We start from the raw sequence: 16,304 nt of genomic DNA on the forward strand, positions 1-16,304 counted from the left end.
ACGATAACATGCCAGCTTGGCAAAATCATTATAATGAAAATAGATATATACAGGAGGTAGATGCAATGAATCCATTCTTTACTTTTGCGAACCAAAAATGCAGTCGTAAAAATTTTTTGCAAATATCCATCGGAGCCGCAGCAGCTGTTGCACTTATGAAGATGCCCTCTTTATCGGCAGCTGCACAAATTGAGTTTACCCCGATTCCACTTGCCCAATGCCCTACTGATCCTTTGATCATAGCGCAAAAATCACAAAATGTTCAAAACGCTTATAAAAAAGTTCTAACTTTTGTTAATAAAATTACCGATCGGACTTTACGAGAAAAAGTTTTAGCTATCATTCAATATCCGGCACCAACGGTAATGGAACAATATACCAGCAATAGTTCTGTTGAAAGAACGTATCAAAAATTATTGCAGAAAAAGCTTGTCGATCCAGCCATTATCACTTGGGAAACTTTATTCCCACCGTATCAAAAACCAACAAAACCGGTTCAGCTTTTTATATCCGCCCCCGGCAGCGGCTATAGCAGCCACCATTCTTATCCTGGTGGGCTTGCCATACATACTGCTATTAATCTAGGTATTGCGGATGCCATCTGTAGCATCTACCAAGATACTTTATCCTATGAAGTGAATCGTGATGTTGTCCTGGCCGCAGAAGCCTTACATGATTTGGCCAAGCCATGGGTCTTTCAATGGAATACAGACGGTTCCTGCCTTAAAGAATTAACAATCGCCGGCACTGGTTCCCACCATATATTAAGTATTGCGGAATCCATCCATCGCAAATTGCCTGCAGAAGTTATTGTAGCGCAGGCTTGTGCCCATAATCATCCGGGTACACCAAAAGACGAAGCCGATGTCGTCAGCTGGATTCAATCTAGTTCGATTATTGCTGGTGTTGACCCTGTTGCGTTAGGTTTATTAGCACCTGATGGCAAGACCCTTCCACTCCCGCATAAACAAGAAGGTTATATCACGCATCTTGGGGATCATGATTTTGTAATCAGTGTTCCTGCCGCACAAAACAGTATACAATTATTAAAAAAATTAGCACAAACTGATTACGGGATGAGTTCAACTGACCTTGAAACCATCCGTTTCAATAAATTCCGCAACTACATTGGAGCCCAGCTAAGTTTTATGCAGTTAAACCACACGGCTGCATCTCCCGATCCTTCGGCTGGCATAAAAAACCTCGTCGCTCAGGTTATTACAAAATAGTTTTTGCCTTTCGACAAAAAAAATCAGTGGATTCTGTATCCCCCATACAGAAACCACTGATTTTTTATATTTCTTTAATGGACCGATGTGCAAGCCCCACACAAAGTTCATTTAAGTTAAGCACCCCAACGCTCATATAAATCGCTACGCAAAGATGTTCCCCATAACGAGCAATACCAATCTTCCCGCCAACATTAAAACCGATTGCTTTCATTTTCACCTGTTCAAGTGCCGCACTAGCAGCACCCGCAACCGCACCAGCACCGATATGATTTTCCGGCACAATTTCCTGACGCTGTGCAGCGACCACAGCTCGTTCAATAATTTTGACGATAGAATTCACGAATTCGCCGCCAAAATCAACCGCAGTGGCTTTTATTGCTTTATTTGCCAGGGCTTGTTTAATCTCATTTTCTTCTTCACGGCTGGCCGTCACAGCAATTTTAAGGGCTGCCCGGCCAACATCAACGCTCGTAAATTTTGACGTCTCCACAAAATGCCTCCTTTGTTTCATTATCTTCTATTCCTATTTGTGCCGGTTTTTTAATTGGTTCTGAATCAAATACAGCGGTCAAAAGGAATGCAGCTGTGCAAATAATCCATTCAAAATAAATAGGGTGTCCCAATACTTGAAGTTCAGGGAATATCCCCCATATAACAAGTCCAATAAGACCAACAACCGTCGTATAAAAAGCAGAACTTTTGCGGCATAGCTGCGGCATAAAAACAGTAAATAAAAACACTACGGTAAATGCCGTTGTCAAACTAAGACCCGCCAGCATTGTTTTGAGAATCCCCACCGCATTAAATGCGAGCCATAACGTCCCCAACCCCAATACTAAAATGATAATTCGATTAACCTTGATAAACTCTTTATCGTTTATATTCGGTTTAAAAAAACGTTTATATATATCCTGTGAAACGAGAGTACCTGCCCCCAAAAGTATCGTACAGGCTGTTGATACATCTGCAGCCCACAGTGCTGCCAGCGTAACACCCGAAGCAATCGGATCTAAACTCATAACGACTTGCGGCAAAGCCATCGTTGGATTCACATCGGGAAACTGGACCTTGGCGGCAAGACCTAAAATAGCGCATAAAAAACCAATTGGGAAAATCAAAATCCCACCCCAGATAAAGCCGCGTCGAGCTGTTTTTTCGTCTTTCGCCCCACAGGCGATTTGCACAGTACCTTGTAATGTAAGAGCTTGCGTTGACATGACACAAATCCAGCCAACTACCACAGCCATTCCCAGACCGCCCAAAGGGCTGAGCCAGCCAAAATCAACGGGTGGAAGCTGTTCGACAATATGGCTAAGCCCACCATTATTATACAAAACCATCGCCGTCGAATACAAAATACCAATATAAATAAGCGCCACACTCATAATATTCGAAAGCCCCGATGACCACAACCCACCAATCAGTGTTATACCGATAAATACCACCGCACTGGCAATCATGCCTCCCTGCATGGTAAATATATCTGGCATAAGCGAAGATAAGATTGCTCCGCCCGCTACATATTGTAAAGAGGTAATAACCAATAAAATAACGGCAAGACCGACCGCACTGATCATACGTCCTCGTTTATCATAATATCGCTCAAAAAGTTCCGGGATTGTCGAGCAGTCTAAGGCCCGATATTTTCCCGCAGCAACTACGCCCATAATGACAGCGCCAATTGCCCAGGCAGCATTGTACCAGCCCGCCGCCAAACCAACACTGATTGCATTTTCAGCAACACCTACCGTAGAAGCAGCCCCAACTGCCAATCCAGTTACATTAAAGGCAATCAGCGTCACCGTAAGTTTTCGCCCTGCGAACAAATAATCGGCCGAACCTTGATCCGCACGATGTTTTACATAAAAACTAATTCCAAACAAAAATGCAATATATACACAAACAATTATAAATTGAATAGACACAGCTATCCCCGCCCTTCTACCATCCTACACAAATACAGACATCAGTCGCTATATTTGAAACTACAAAAACTCACCAGCTCCTGCCACCATCCTACACTGCTACAATGATCCTCCTTTTGGCAGATCTATATTCTTTGCATTATATAAGAAATAGACTCAAACTTCAATCTTTTGCCATAAAAAATATGAATTTTCAATTCTTAAAAAAAAATCCTGTATTTTACAGGATTTAAAGAAACCAATCGTTCTTATTTAATTATCGTACCACTATAAAGCAAAATCAATAATCACCATTTATTTTTTCTCCAGTGATTATTTTAACTGCATTGCTTGTACCCAGGCGGCTTGCACCAGCATCCAGCATCGCACAAGCATCCTGCCAGGATCGTATGCCGCCAGCGGCTTTGATTTTAATCGAATCTCCCGTCACCAACTTCAGAAGTTTGATATCTTCAATCGTTGCGCCACCGCCATTGAACCCCGTTGCTGTTTTAACATAATCGGCGCCGGCTTCCATAATAATGTTGCAAGCTGTCACTTTTTCCGTCTTAGACAGCAATGCGGTTTCAATAATAACTTTTGTCAAATGACCACTAGCTGCTTTTACCACCGCAGCAATATCCTGTTTGACAACATCGTACTCTTGAGATTTCAAAGCACCAAGATTAATCAGCATATCAATTTCTACTGCACCATTTTCAATCGCTTCTGCCGTTTCAGCAATCTTAGTGTGTGTTGTCGCTCCACCCAAAGAGAATCCAATCGGAGCACCGACCTTAATACCATGTGGTGACAACAACTTTACTGCATAGGGTATCCAGTACGGATTGACAAAAACTGTCTTGAAGCCATATTGAATCGTTTCCTCACAAAAGGTTTTGATGTCCGTTCGGCTGGCCGTCGGTCTCAGCAATGTTGAATCCAATACAGCAAGCATAGCTTCTTTATTCATTGAATCACACCTCATTTGTGTTTATTCGCTTCATAATCGGCAATATATTGAATTCGCCTTTCATGTTTCCCACCTAAAAACTCTGTATTCAGCCAGACGGAAGCAATTTCCCACCCCATAGCTGGAGAAATGACCCGTGCTCCCATACATAACACATTTGCATTATTATGTTCCCGCGTCGCTTTCGCTGAGAACAAATCATGTACCAACGATGCTCGAATTCCTGGCACTTTATTGGCCATAATCGACATGCCTATACCAGTACCACAAACCAAAAGTCCTTGTTTAGAAACATCGACTGCTACCGTCTCCGCTACCAACTGGGCAATCGGTGAAAAATCGACGGGTTCTTCACTATAGGTACCTTTATCTTCAATACAAAAGCCCTGCTGCTTCAATTGATGAATTAAATACGTTTTCATTGAAAACCCTGCATGATCACTGCCAATTACAATTGTTTTTTGCATACTGCACCCCACATTTATTATGGATTTTTCTTATATTTATATAAAACGAACTTGGTATCTCGTAAATAATCAAAATAAAAATTTATTTTCTGTTAAAGATGAAACTGAACATACTACATTCTAAAATTTTCCATTGAGCTCAATAACTGCAGAATAACCTGCAAGCTGATGTATCATCCGGCCGAAATCTACAACAGGAATTATTTATTAAAAATTTACGCTAAGGGTTCCAAAGCAATTTTAATGGCTTCCCCGCTTTTTAAGAGTTTGTATGCTTTATCCCATTCATCAATTTTCATTTTATGTGTAATCATTGCTGCCGCTTGAATAGCCCCACTGTTCATAAGATCCAATGTTGGTTCCCAATCATGTGTATTTTGGCTTCGACTGCCTGAAACAACAAGTTCCTTTTGGATTATTTTTGAAAAATCAACTACCACTTCATTTTTGGCAAAAATACCAACTTGAATATATTGCCCTTGTTTCCTTAATAAATCCATGCCCATCTGCATAGATGGTACTACTCCCGTACAATCGAAACAAATATCTGCACCATAACCTTCTGTTAATCCATCAATCACCGTTCTCGGACTTTCCGTTTGTATATCTACCGTATAATCAATCCCCAAGGTTTTCGCTTCAGCCAGACGTTTTGCATCTTGACTAAGACCCGTCATAACAACCGTACCACCTTTTGCTTTAACAATTTGTGCCACTAACAGCCCAATTGGTCCGGGGCCAAGTACCAGAACAATATCCTTTTGATGGATCGTTGCTTTATCAACGCCATGGTATGCACAAGCTGCCGCTTCGGTGATCGATGCATCTAAAAATGTTACATTTTCCGGCAGACGGTGTACACTTTCCTTTCGAGCAATGACATAATTCGTAAAAGCTCCGTCTTGCTGCGTACCAATACCTTTACGAGTTGCACAAAGATTATATTTTTTTTCTTTGCAATAACGGCAGGTTCCGCAAATTTCAAATGTTGTTTCCGATGTAACACGATCTCCTATTTTAAAATCTTTTACATTAGCACCCAGTTCAACAATTTCACCAGCAAATTCATGACCTAACGTTACTGGGGCAGCTACTTTATAATTGCCCTCAAATGTATGGATATCTGAACCACAAATACCCGCATATTTCACTTTTATTTTAACCTGATCCGCATTTATTTGCGGTTCTTCACGTTCAATTACTTCTAAGTTTCCTGCACCTAAAGCCGTCTTTACTAACGCTTTCATAATTATCCCTCCATGAAGTCGAACTTATAAATTTAGCATTTTTATCACGATTGATGTAAGCCATATCCACGACACTCAACGCAAAAACTTTGCCGCTTTTATAATATCTATTTCTGTTAATTCATATTTTTCCAAAAGTTCTGTTGGTGAACCCGAACAACCAAACTGATCCTTTACCCCAACCATTGCTATTTTAACGGGATAATGCTGTGAAACAACTTCACTAACGGCACTGCCAAGTCCACCAATCACACTATGCTCTTCTGCTGTTACAATTTTGCCGGTAAGTTTCGCTGTTTCCAGAATCAATGCTTCATCAATTGGTTTAATGGTATGAATATTGATAACCCTGGCTTCAATACCTTCTTGGTGTAATTTTTCCGCGGCTGCCAGAGCCTTCGCAACCATAATTCCGGTTGCAATAATTCCGACAGACTTACCTTCACGCAGCACTTCACCTTTACCCCAATTAAACTGGTATCCTGCATCATGCAAGTCCGGCGTTGCTGCTCTGCCAAGACGAATATACACGGGTCCATAATATTGTACCGCTGCCTTAATTGCTTCTTCTGCTTCTTTTCCATCGGATGGATTGATCACCGTCATGTTAGGAATGCTGCGCATCAAAGCAATATCTTCAATCGCCTGATGACTTCCGCCATCTTCACCAACTGTTACGCCGGCATGCGTTGCGGCAATTTTCACATTTAATTTTGGATAAGCAATGGAATTACGAACTTGCTCAAAAGCACGACCTGCGGCAAACATGGCAAATGTACTAGCAATTGGTATCTTACCGCAAGTCGCAAGACCCGCTGCCGTTCCCATCATGTCCTGCTCGGAAATCCCCATATCAAAGTAACGCTCCGGCGCCACTTTTTTAAATACAATTGATTTTGTAGCATTGCCTAAATCCGCATCTAAAACTACGACTTTCGGATTTTTGCTTAACTCTTCCTGCAAGACTTTTGCATAAGCTTCTCTTGTTGCTGCTCCCATTATTTTTCACCGCTTTCTAATTCTGCAACAGCTTGATCGCGTTGCTCAAGGCTAGGCGCTTTACCATGCCACCCCACTTGATTTTCCATAAACGATACACCCTTACCTTTGATTGTTTCAGCAACAATAGCTGTTGGTTTGCCCTTTATAGTTTGTGCCATCGTAATGGCTGCTTCAATCTGTTCATAATCATGTCCATTAATTTCAATTACATTCCAGCCAAATGCCCTAAATTTTTCTGGAATTGGATTTACACCCATGATTTCATCATTTGAACCATCAATCTGCAAACCATTATGGTCAATAAACAACGTCAAATGATCAAGTTTATAATGCGCACTGCTCATGGCCGCTTCCCAAATCTGACCTTCTTGTATTTCTCCATCCCCGGCAATAGCATAAACTCGATAATCTTTTCCATCTAATTTTCCTGCCATAGCCATGCCATTTGCTACGGACAGACCCTGCCCCAAAGACCCGGTAGACATGTCGACACCAGGTGTTCCTTTCATGTCAGGATGACCCTGGAGCATCGCGCCACATTTGCGCAATTTAAGCAGTTCTTCTTTTTTAAAAAATCCTCTTTCAGCAAGGACCGCATAAAGCCCTGGTGCACCGTGTCCTTTCGATAAAACCAAACGATCGCGATTTTCCCATTTAGGATTTTTTATATCTATATTCATCTTCTCAAAATAAAGTACCGTTAAAATATCCACCATTGAAAGCGATCCACCAGGATGTCCTGACTTTGCCTCCGCCAGCATCTTAATAATATTGATGCGTACATTCTGAGCGATTTTTTTCAAGTTCAATGTATCCATAACAGCCTCCATCACTCTACAACTAATAAAATTTTATTATATTCTTCTTTGCGCCCTTTAATCATCGAAAAAGCAGCCTCTACCTCAGACAACGCAAAACGATGTGAAATCAATTTTTCAAGTTCAATCCTGCCATCCTGGATGTATTCAATACTCTTTTCCCATGCGGCTCCCGGGAATGGTGCAGAATAAGAATTCCAAAACCCTTTCAGCGTCAATTCATGGCGAAATATACTTTCAAACGATTTTTCTTTCAATAGAATATCACTGCGGGCAATACCAAGATAGCCGACTTTACCACGTTTTTTAGTCACCACAAGACACTGCTCTTGTGTGATTTTTGATCCGGCAGTTTCCATGGAAATATCAACTCCCACCCCGCCTGTTAATTCCAAAATTTCTTTTTCAACATCTGTTTTTAAACCATTGATACAATAATCCGCCCCCAAAGCTTTGGCTTCGGCAAGTTTTCGTTCCGAAATATCAACTGCAATAATACGGCGTACACCATAAATCTTACACCACTGTAAAACAAGTTGACCAATTGTTCCCATACCTAAAATTGCCACTGTATCACCCATTTTAGGTGCAATTCCCAAAACTCCATAGGCTGCTACTGCACAGGGTTCAATCAAGGCCGCTTTTTGCAGTTCAATGGAACCAGTACGCAAAACATTCGCTGCCGGAACCTTAACATATTGAGCATATCCCCCGGGGACATCAGCACCAAGCATCGTGATATCATCACAAACAGAATAAAATCCCGATTTACAATTAATACATTCTCCACATGGAATCAATGGCTGGGCAACAACGGCTTCGTCTACCGAAAATTCTTTAACATTTGCGCCTGTTTCAACAATTGTGCCAGCAAATTCATGTCCCGGTACGCCCGGAACCGGATATTTCCAGTTTTGCAAAATACGCGGACTGTCTGAACCGCAAATTCCACAGGCACTTACTTTGATAATGACATCATCTATTCCACACTCCGGATCCGTGATGTCCCCGTAACGGATATCACCCGTTCCATAAATTACTGCTGCTTTCATCTTCAGCACTTCCTATCCTTTATTTATACCAAGAGATGAAAGAGTACTTTCCTGCTGCATAGCTGCCAATTTTACAACTTTAAAGTACTCTTTGACCTGCTTAAAAATTTAAAACTTATATTTGTTTCACACTAAGTCGATTGATAAACCCTTTTCAACTTATATTAATTGGAATATTTTAATCACGATCCAGTTTAAGAAATTACCACCCATATCTAAACTTGAAATCATGGACGTTCCTTCCGGCATCGTAAATTGTGCCAGAAGTGCTGCTTGCGTATGGAACGACGCAATGTTCGTTGCCATTAACAATGCCAATCCCATAACGATCGTGCCTGCGATAACGGAATGAACGATATTGCCTCGTGCTGCACCAACTATAAAAGCAACGTAAAAACAAATTGTCGCCAAATCACCAAACGGAAGCACTTGATTTCCTGGTAAAATAACAGCTAAAAACAAGGTAATAGGAACCAATACCAGTGCTGTTGCGATTACAGCAGGATGACCTACGGCCACTGCCGCATCCAACCCAATCGTAAGATTTCTGTCCTTACCAAAATTCTTACTTTGCAAAAACTCTCTAACAGATTCTGAAACAGGGATCAACCCTTCCATTAATATTTTAACCATACGTGGCATTAAGAACATAACGCCCGCCATGGAAACACCAATTTGTAAGATTTTATCCAATCCATAGCCAGCAAGAATCCCCAGCAGCATACCAAGAATAAGTCCCATCATCAACGGTTCACCAAAAATACCAAAGCGTTTCTGAATCGTATCCGGATCAGCTTTTAAATTTTTAATTCCAGGAATTTTTTGCACGAGTTTAACGATAGGTATCCCGATAAGACCACAGGCAGCTGTTGAACCAGTTGGTAAAGATACACCATCCAGTCCAAAAAACTTCTGAACCATTGGTGCGGTTTTATCAGCAATTTTCAAAACAGCAATTTCATATAAAATACCAGCTAAAATAGCAAGCAGCCAATTACCATTTGTTAATACGTAGACGGTGGCTGAGGCTGAGGCGAAATGCCAATAATTCCATATATCAATATCGACTACATTTGTACATTTTGTTATGAGCAAAACAATATTTACTAACATACAAATCGGAATCATGATTGCAGCCACTGGAGAAGCCCATGTTATAGCGGCCGCTGCCGGCCAGCCTACATCTATAATATTCAAAACCAAACCAAATCTTGTAACCATTTGTTGTGCCGCACCGCCCAAATTCGTTACAAGTAAATTAATGACCAGATTAATACCAACAAAGCCAACACCAATTGTTATCCCAGATCGAAATGCTTTTTTGAAACCTTGTCCAAATGCCATCCCTATTAAGGTAATTACGATTGGTAACATAACAGTAGGCCCTAAGTTCAAAATAAATTGTACGGACTCTAATAACATATTATTTCCTCCTACTATACTTAAATTAGACCTTTAAAAATAATGCATTTTACATAAATATCCCTGTTTTTATTTTAATGCGTCAAGAATTTCCTGATCAATTTTACCGGGATTGATATTTGTTAAATAGTTTACAGCCTTCACTACAGGAATTTTATAGGCTCTTGATAAGATGGTAGTTGTCACTAAAAGATCCGCTTGCTCTTCATAGCTTCCTACTTCTGTGATTTTACACTGAATAACTTTTGCATTAACATGATTAGCAGCCAATAAAGTTTCCACTTTTTGTCCTACAACAGTTGAAGTAGCAATACCTGTACCACAAGCAACTAAGACGATTTTTTGTCTATCCATCATGATCACCTCCTTCCGCTCATAAAATTATATAAACAGTCACTCTATATAAAACTGCTTATTTCTCTTCAATGCCTAGTTTGTCTAACATAAACGATTTAATGTCTCTCTTGTTTTTTTCTTCAGCTAAATAAGCCAGGGCCGTCTGATCTTGTAAAATTGCCATGAGTTTCTGCAATACTCCAAGCTGAGCATGCTGTTCTTTCATTGCCATCATAAAGGCCAGCTTAACCGAGATTGTTTCTGTTTCCTCCCCCATAATAACGAAGTCCACCGCTTGCTCAAACCTTGCCATGCAGATTGTCGGCTCGTTTACATGAACAATATCCGTATGCGGAATCGCTACCCCGTAGCTAGCCGTTGGCAATCCTGTGGCAAATACCTTTTCTCTGGCAATTACAGCGCTTTTATAGCTGTCTTTCACATAACCACATTGAAAAAGCTTATCCGCCATCTGGGATAAAATTTCTTCTTTTTCTTTTCCTTTGAGTCCCAATAGAATTAAATCTTCATCTATTTTAATTTGCATTATAAATCAATGCCTCCCTTAGTTCTGCTTCTGTTACTGCTTCTTCAATTTTTTGAATAACTTCATCATTTTGGAAGCGCTGATATAAATACCGCACACCATCTTTACCATTAATGTCGAGCCCCAATAGGCATATAATCTTCGTTGATTTTTTATCAGCCCAAGTAATACCGGTATTAGACTTAGCAAGTATGATGATCGATTCATTAACATAAGAACTATCTGCGTGCGGTAATGCAACCTTCTCGTTAATTAAATAAGACCCCATTTTTTCTCTGGCAAAAACAGCCTCTGTATAGCCTTGTTTTACATACTTTTCTTCCATTAATATCGTACACATTTTTTTCAAGATCTCTGTTTTTGTATAATGTACGTTGTCTAACATAAGAATTTTCATTTTCTTTACCACAGCTGGTACCGTAACCTGCTTTTGTTCAATCAGCACTACTGGATTCATTGCTTCATTTAAGAGGTACGCCACACTGCTGTTACCATCAGGCTGCGATAAAAGTTCACTCATCGAAATATACGGTATCCCTTGTATCTGCGGATCAACACTGCCAACCATCGCTATGACATCATATTGCATCAGAATTTGCTGAATTTGTTTATAAATATCATGACGACCAATCATTCCCACATTTAAAAAGGCAATATTCTGTAATCTGTCACCAAACATTTTTTTCATCTGTTCCTGACAATAGAGTGCAACCCCTTCACCCGTAAAGCAAATTGTGATAATGGCTTTTTGCCGCAAAATATTTTGTGGTTGTGCTCTCATTTTTGGAAAAATATAGTTTAATTTTTCAATATCAGAAATCAACTCTGTTAAATGCGTTCCTGGTAAAATGCTGCGCCGCAAGGCTTCAATTACCATCATCGTATCCACACGGCCAATCGTTTCAACGTTTATTTTTGTCCTCGTCTGAATAATTTCACCAAACGTTAAAAGCGACCCAAGGTCTACCATTATTAATACACCTTTACCTTCATCCGCACTTACTATAACCGTCATTAACCGTTCTAAAGCATCATGCGGGCTTTCTTCAAAACTCATATTGAATGATTTTCCATGTGTTACATTGAGCAGTTTATGGGCAATTTCCAGCATGTTACTGCCAACATTACCATGTGTTGCCACTACAATACCGACATTACCTTCGTCTTCTCTCTCATTACCATGTAAATATAAAGCAATATAACTAATTTCATCATCTGGCAAATCTATTTGATATTTCTCGCGAATCACATTTACCATTTTTGCTGCAACTGCATATTCTACATGAAATTTCTTTTTAATATCCTCTAAATTAGGATTGATAATTTTCGTTCCCTGACTGATCCTGGTAAATGTAGCATTTAAATGAATAGCCAAACAATACACCAGCGATTCATCCAATTTACCAAGCTCATTTTCTGCCACTCGCAAAATATCTTGTGCCAGATATATTACTTCATTCCCGACAACTTTAGAAACTTCAGCTAAAGTAAGCGGCGTCAAACGATGCTTAATATGCGTGATGACATTTTGTAGTTTTTGTTCAATCTCATCACCTATTAACTGTTTGATTTGCTGTACATCCATCCCCTGACTAGCATATGTGGTATGTCTTTGTTCAATGTATCCATAAAATTCTTTAGGAAAACTATAAACATCATCTTCCATCGAGATTGGCTCCTGGCACAATTTGGGCTCAAAATGAAAATCTTTCCAGACCAAAGCGTCTAATTCTTGACGGTTGCTCTGTATTCTGAGCAACCCTTTTTTTACATACAGACTTAAATTCGGCAAATCAACTTTGACAATTTTTTCTTTTTTAGTCACGTATGACAAAAAGCTCTTGGCACACGTCACTTGAATATCACTCTTAAGCTGACCAATGTTACCTTTACATTCATAAAGAAGGTACGCTTTGATAACATCAAGGGCCACCTGCATCGGTGCATTCATTCGCGCTGATTCGTACCCAAAAAATCTTTGAATCAACTGTAGTCTTTCTATTAAAGGACGATCTACTAAGGATGGTATATTGATCAGCATAGGTATCCGCCGTTTAAACGTTATGAGTAAGCTCGTTTCAATATTTTCCGTGGTTGCAGCAATCAGCTGCACATTTGCCTGCCTTACAGCATCGGCCTCTCCTAATCTACGAAAATGCCCTTTATCAATAAGTTGAAACAGCATTTCCTGCCCTTCCGAAGATAATCTATGTACCTCATCAAGAAATAAAATCCCACCATCTGTTTGTTCTATCAGACCCCGGCGTTCTGTTACTGCGCCCGTGTAAGCTCCTTTTACACAACCAAATAATTGCGTAATTAACAGTTGTGAATTTTCAGCATAATCCGCACAGTTAAATATCGTGAATGGTGCAGTTTGAGGCAGACATTCTGCCTCAATGGAAAAGCGGTACATCGCTTCGGCAAGTTCACTCTTACCGACGCCAGTCTCACCAACAATCAAACAATGCAGTCCATGTGGTGGATATAACATCGTCGCCTTCGCCTGCTGAATTTGCGTATGCAGACTCCCGCCCGTACCGACTAAATTTTCGAATGCATGATATGATTTTTCCACGGTTTCTAAAAGAGAGCTTTCTTTTGGTAATCCACCGATGAGATCTGCATGAATGTTTCGTAATTTGATATTTTTCATATATTTATGCAATAAATAACTTGATATGGAATATCCTTGTTTTTGCAGCATATTTTGTATTTCTAAATTAGAAATAGCCTTATGATCTGAAAGCATACTTCTGATTTCCTTGCAGATGTACTCTTGTTTTCTTTCTCTTGAATCCAAAATTTTCAATTCTTTGCGAAGTAATGTTACATACTCTCGACTCACTAACAGCTGTTTACAAAGTTCTGTATCCGTATACGGCTCATTATGATTTTCTTCTGCAATAAGATTTTGGATTTTCTCTCTCATGATTCGACCTCCTGCCTTTCTATATTGCAAGCCTCGTGCCAAACAAAAGTAAGTTTTACCGAAACCGCATTATTCAATGTTTTCTGAATATTGCCATTTACATATTTTTGTGTTCGTATTTACATATGTATATCCAGCGATGCATTTTTCAAACTAATATCACATCCTTCTATCCTCAGCTTACATATTTTTAGTTTTTTAACAACATATATAAAATACTTTTACAAATGTTATTCGTAATAAATCATAACAAGAGAAAATTGACTCGTCAATCTCAATAATTTCCTTTTGCGCAATAAAAAAGCCTCGAATAAACAGTTTCTATAAATCAACTGTTTATTCGAGGTTTCTGTTTTTCAAATTGCCTTAATAAATCGTTCAATATGACGTAACGCCGCACCTGCAGCAATCGCTTCTGTCTTATATTGGCAAATCTTAATGACACTCCTGTTCATTTTAAAAGGATTTTGTGCTTCAACTTTTTCTTGTAATACTTCGTTATATTTTTCCATATACATACCAACATAACCACCCAAAATAACCGTACAATCAAATAACATAATTGTATTATGTATCGCCAGTGATAGATGGTCCAGATACACATTCCAAATTTCCACAGCTTTTTTTTCGCCTTGCTCTAATAACAGGAAAAAGTCCTCTAAACTGCCTTTGGCAGTATCCGCTAAAACGGTCGCTGCACAATATGTGTCAAAACAGCCCTTTTGTCCACAATAACATTTTTTTCCCTCTGGAACAATAATCATATGCCCAATTTCTCCGCTACAGCGTGTATCTCCCAGATATTTCATATTGTCAAAAAATACCGCACCACCGATACTGTTACCAAGCGAAATATAAAAGACATTCTTCACATCGTTTGCTACCCAAAACTCTGCAAAACCTGCAACTTCCGAATCATGGCATAAAATGCAGGGATATGCTATATAACGAGAAAAGCGCGAGCAAGTCTCCCCTGTATTCTGTAAAATAGCCCCATAAACAACCATCGATTCATCTTCGGAAATTAATGCCGGAACAGCAATACCGACACCAATAATTTTTGCTGAATCAAATCTATTTCGCTCCACAAACGCATCAATAAACGATCCAACATTTCTATAATACTCATCATTCGAACCAAAGGGAAAACGAATTCGCTGCGTTGCCAAAATATCACCAGCAAGATCAATTGCAACAATACCAATATGGTTTCGCGTAATATCAAGACCAATAGCCATCTTGACATCATTGACACATGTAAGTACCTGTGCTTTGCGACCGCCAGTAGATTCGAACGTTCCAGCATTGGTGATCAAACCCATTTCACTTAAATCTTTAAGATTTTGCGTAACAGTTGGTAAACTCATTTTAAGTTCATAGACAATATCTTGTTTGGATACTTTTTTTTCTTTGATAAATTAAATTAAAAACATGCTGGCGATTCATTTTTTTGATTTCCATTGTCGTACTTGCTTCATTCCTCATTCCACCACATCCATAAAAAGTTTTTAAAAAGTCCTTTCTATATATTATCATAGAATGAAATATTTGATAATATCATCTCAAAAAATCAACAATTTTACTTCTTGATCTATAAGGACTATAATAAAATTTATTGCTAAATATTTTAAATTGAAAAGAGGTCTTCTTATATATGAAAGATATTTTAGATGCACATATGCATACCCTTATGAGTGGTCATGCTTACAGTACGATTCGCGAAATGACGCGTGCCGCGAAAGAGAAAGGTCTCGAGCTCATTGGCATAACCGAACATGCACCCTTGATGTCTGGAACTTGCCATGAAATCTACTTTCATAATTTCAAGGTAATTGATCGCAGCGCGTACGATGTCGAACTTCTTATGGGTTCTGAGGTGAATATTAAAGATTTTAACGGTGGTCTCGATTTACCAGAAAAGGCCTTGCGCAAAATCGACTATGCCATTGCTAGTTTGCATGACATCTGTATAAAAGCAGGCAGCATCGAACAAAATACTCGTGCTGTAATCGGTGCTATCCGAAACCCATTTATCAATATCATCGGACATCCTGATGATGGCTGTTTTCCACTTGATTATGAACAAATTGTTCTTGCAGCAAAAGAACATCACGTATTGCTTGAAGTGAACAACAGCTCTTTTCATCCATTGGCCAGTCGGCAAAATTCTCATGCTAATGCCACCACAATGTTAAATTTTTGCAAAAAACATAATGTCACTATTATTATGGATAGCGACGCTCACATTGATCTTGATGTTGGCAATCATACATATGCCCAAGCTTTACTAAAAGAATTGTCTTTCCCTGAAGAATTAGTCGTCAACACGTCCGTGCAAAAATTCAAATCTTATCTTAACCTGATAAAATAAA

Annotated in this window: 15 protein-coding genes; 2 read left to right on the forward strand and 13 right to left on the reverse strand. The window is 39.4% G+C overall.

All coding sequences use genetic code 11. The features are described from left to right. Positions 1-65: 65 nt before the first annotated feature. Positions 66-1,229 carry a TAT (twin-arginine translocation) pathway signal sequence gene (locus BMY14_RS14815; RefSeq protein WP_091833391.1) on the forward strand — a complete coding sequence of 388 codons (1,164 nt, stop codon included), beginning with the start codon at positions 66-68 and terminating at the stop codon, positions 1,227-1,229. Positions 1,230-1,293: 64 nt separating this feature from the next. Here the strand turns inward: BMY14_RS14815 and BMY14_RS14820 are convergent, their stop codons facing one another. The 13 genes from BMY14_RS14820 to BMY14_RS14880 form a co-directional block, all read right to left on the reverse strand. Then, positions 1,294-1,722: a HutP family protein gene (locus BMY14_RS14820; RefSeq protein ID WP_019553893.1), complete on the reverse strand. Its 429-nt coding sequence runs from the start codon at positions 1,720-1,722 to the stop codon at positions 1,294-1,296. Further along, positions 1,694-3,157: a sodium:solute symporter family protein gene (locus tag BMY14_RS14825; RefSeq protein WP_091833393.1), complete on the reverse strand. Its 1,464-nt coding sequence runs from the start codon at positions 3,155-3,157 to the stop codon at positions 1,694-1,696. Before BMY14_RS14825 ends, BMY14_RS14820 begins: the two co-directional genes overlap by 29 nt. Before the next feature lie 280 nt (positions 3,158-3,437). Then, the gene (gene deoC, locus BMY14_RS14830; RefSeq protein ID WP_091833396.1) at positions 3,438-4,109 is read right to left on the reverse strand and encodes a deoxyribose-phosphate aldolase; all 672 of its coding nucleotides are present in this window, start codon (positions 4,107-4,109) and stop codon (positions 3,438-3,440) included. A gap of 11 nt (positions 4,110-4,120) precedes the next feature. Beyond that, positions 4,121-4,576 (reverse strand): ribose 5-phosphate isomerase B, encoded by a 456-nt coding sequence (rpiB, locus tag BMY14_RS14835; protein ID WP_091833399.1) that lies wholly within the window; start codon positions 4,574-4,576, stop codon positions 4,121-4,123. Positions 4,577-4,791: 215 nt separating this feature from the next. Next, complete coding sequence (locus BMY14_RS14840) at positions 4,792-5,823, reverse strand: zinc-binding dehydrogenase (protein WP_091833402.1); 1,032 nt, start codon at positions 5,821-5,823, stop codon at positions 4,792-4,794. Between the two features lie 75 nt (positions 5,824-5,898). Continuing rightward, positions 5,899-6,822 (reverse strand): transketolase family protein, encoded by a 924-nt coding sequence (locus BMY14_RS14845; protein WP_091833405.1) that lies wholly within the window; start codon positions 6,820-6,822, stop codon positions 5,899-5,901. After that, complete coding sequence (locus tag BMY14_RS14850; protein ID WP_091833408.1) at positions 6,822-7,643, reverse strand: transketolase; 822 nt, start codon at positions 7,641-7,643, stop codon at positions 6,822-6,824. The genes BMY14_RS14845 and BMY14_RS14850 overlap by 1 nt, the downstream gene beginning before the upstream one ends. An 11-nt stretch (positions 7,644-7,654) precedes the next feature. Next, positions 7,655-8,695, reverse strand: a complete 1,041-nt coding sequence (locus tag BMY14_RS14855; RefSeq protein ID WP_091833411.1) for a galactitol-1-phosphate 5-dehydrogenase — start codon at positions 8,693-8,695, stop codon at positions 7,655-7,657. A gap of 159 nt (positions 8,696-8,854) precedes the next feature. Beyond that, complete coding sequence (locus BMY14_RS14860; RefSeq protein ID WP_091833414.1) at positions 8,855-10,117, reverse strand: PTS galactitol transporter subunit IIC; 1,263 nt, start codon at positions 10,115-10,117, stop codon at positions 8,855-8,857. A gap of 69 nt (positions 10,118-10,186) precedes the next feature. Then, on the reverse strand, positions 10,187-10,474 hold the full coding sequence (locus tag BMY14_RS14865; RefSeq protein ID WP_091833416.1) for a PTS sugar transporter subunit IIB: 288 nt from the start codon (positions 10,472-10,474) through the stop codon (positions 10,187-10,189). A 55-nt stretch (positions 10,475-10,529) separates the two neighbouring features. Next, positions 10,530-11,000 carry a PTS sugar transporter subunit IIA gene (locus BMY14_RS14870; protein WP_091833419.1) on the reverse strand — a complete coding sequence of 157 codons (471 nt, stop codon included), beginning with the start codon at positions 10,998-11,000 and terminating at the stop codon, positions 10,530-10,532. Then, complete coding sequence (locus BMY14_RS14875) at positions 10,990-13,932, reverse strand: sigma 54-interacting transcriptional regulator (protein ID WP_091833421.1); 2,943 nt, start codon at positions 13,930-13,932, stop codon at positions 10,990-10,992. Before BMY14_RS14875 ends, BMY14_RS14870 begins: the two co-directional genes overlap by 11 nt. Before the next feature lie 356 nt (positions 13,933-14,288). After that, positions 14,289-15,299: an ROK family protein gene (locus BMY14_RS14880; RefSeq protein WP_218144909.1), complete on the reverse strand. Its 1,011-nt coding sequence runs from the start codon at positions 15,297-15,299 to the stop codon at positions 14,289-14,291. 287 nt (positions 15,300-15,586) lie between these two features. Between BMY14_RS14880 and BMY14_RS14885 the strand changes: the two genes are divergently transcribed. Further along, on the forward strand, positions 15,587-16,303 hold the full coding sequence (locus BMY14_RS14885; protein WP_091833424.1) for a phosphatase: 717 nt from the start codon (positions 15,587-15,589) through the stop codon (positions 16,301-16,303). Position 16,304 lies beyond the last annotated feature (1 nt).

Source organism: Propionispira arboris, from assembly GCF_900109225.1.
Taxonomy (GTDB): Bacteria; Bacillota; Negativicutes; order Selenomonadales; family Selenomonadaceae; genus Propionispira; species Propionispira arboris.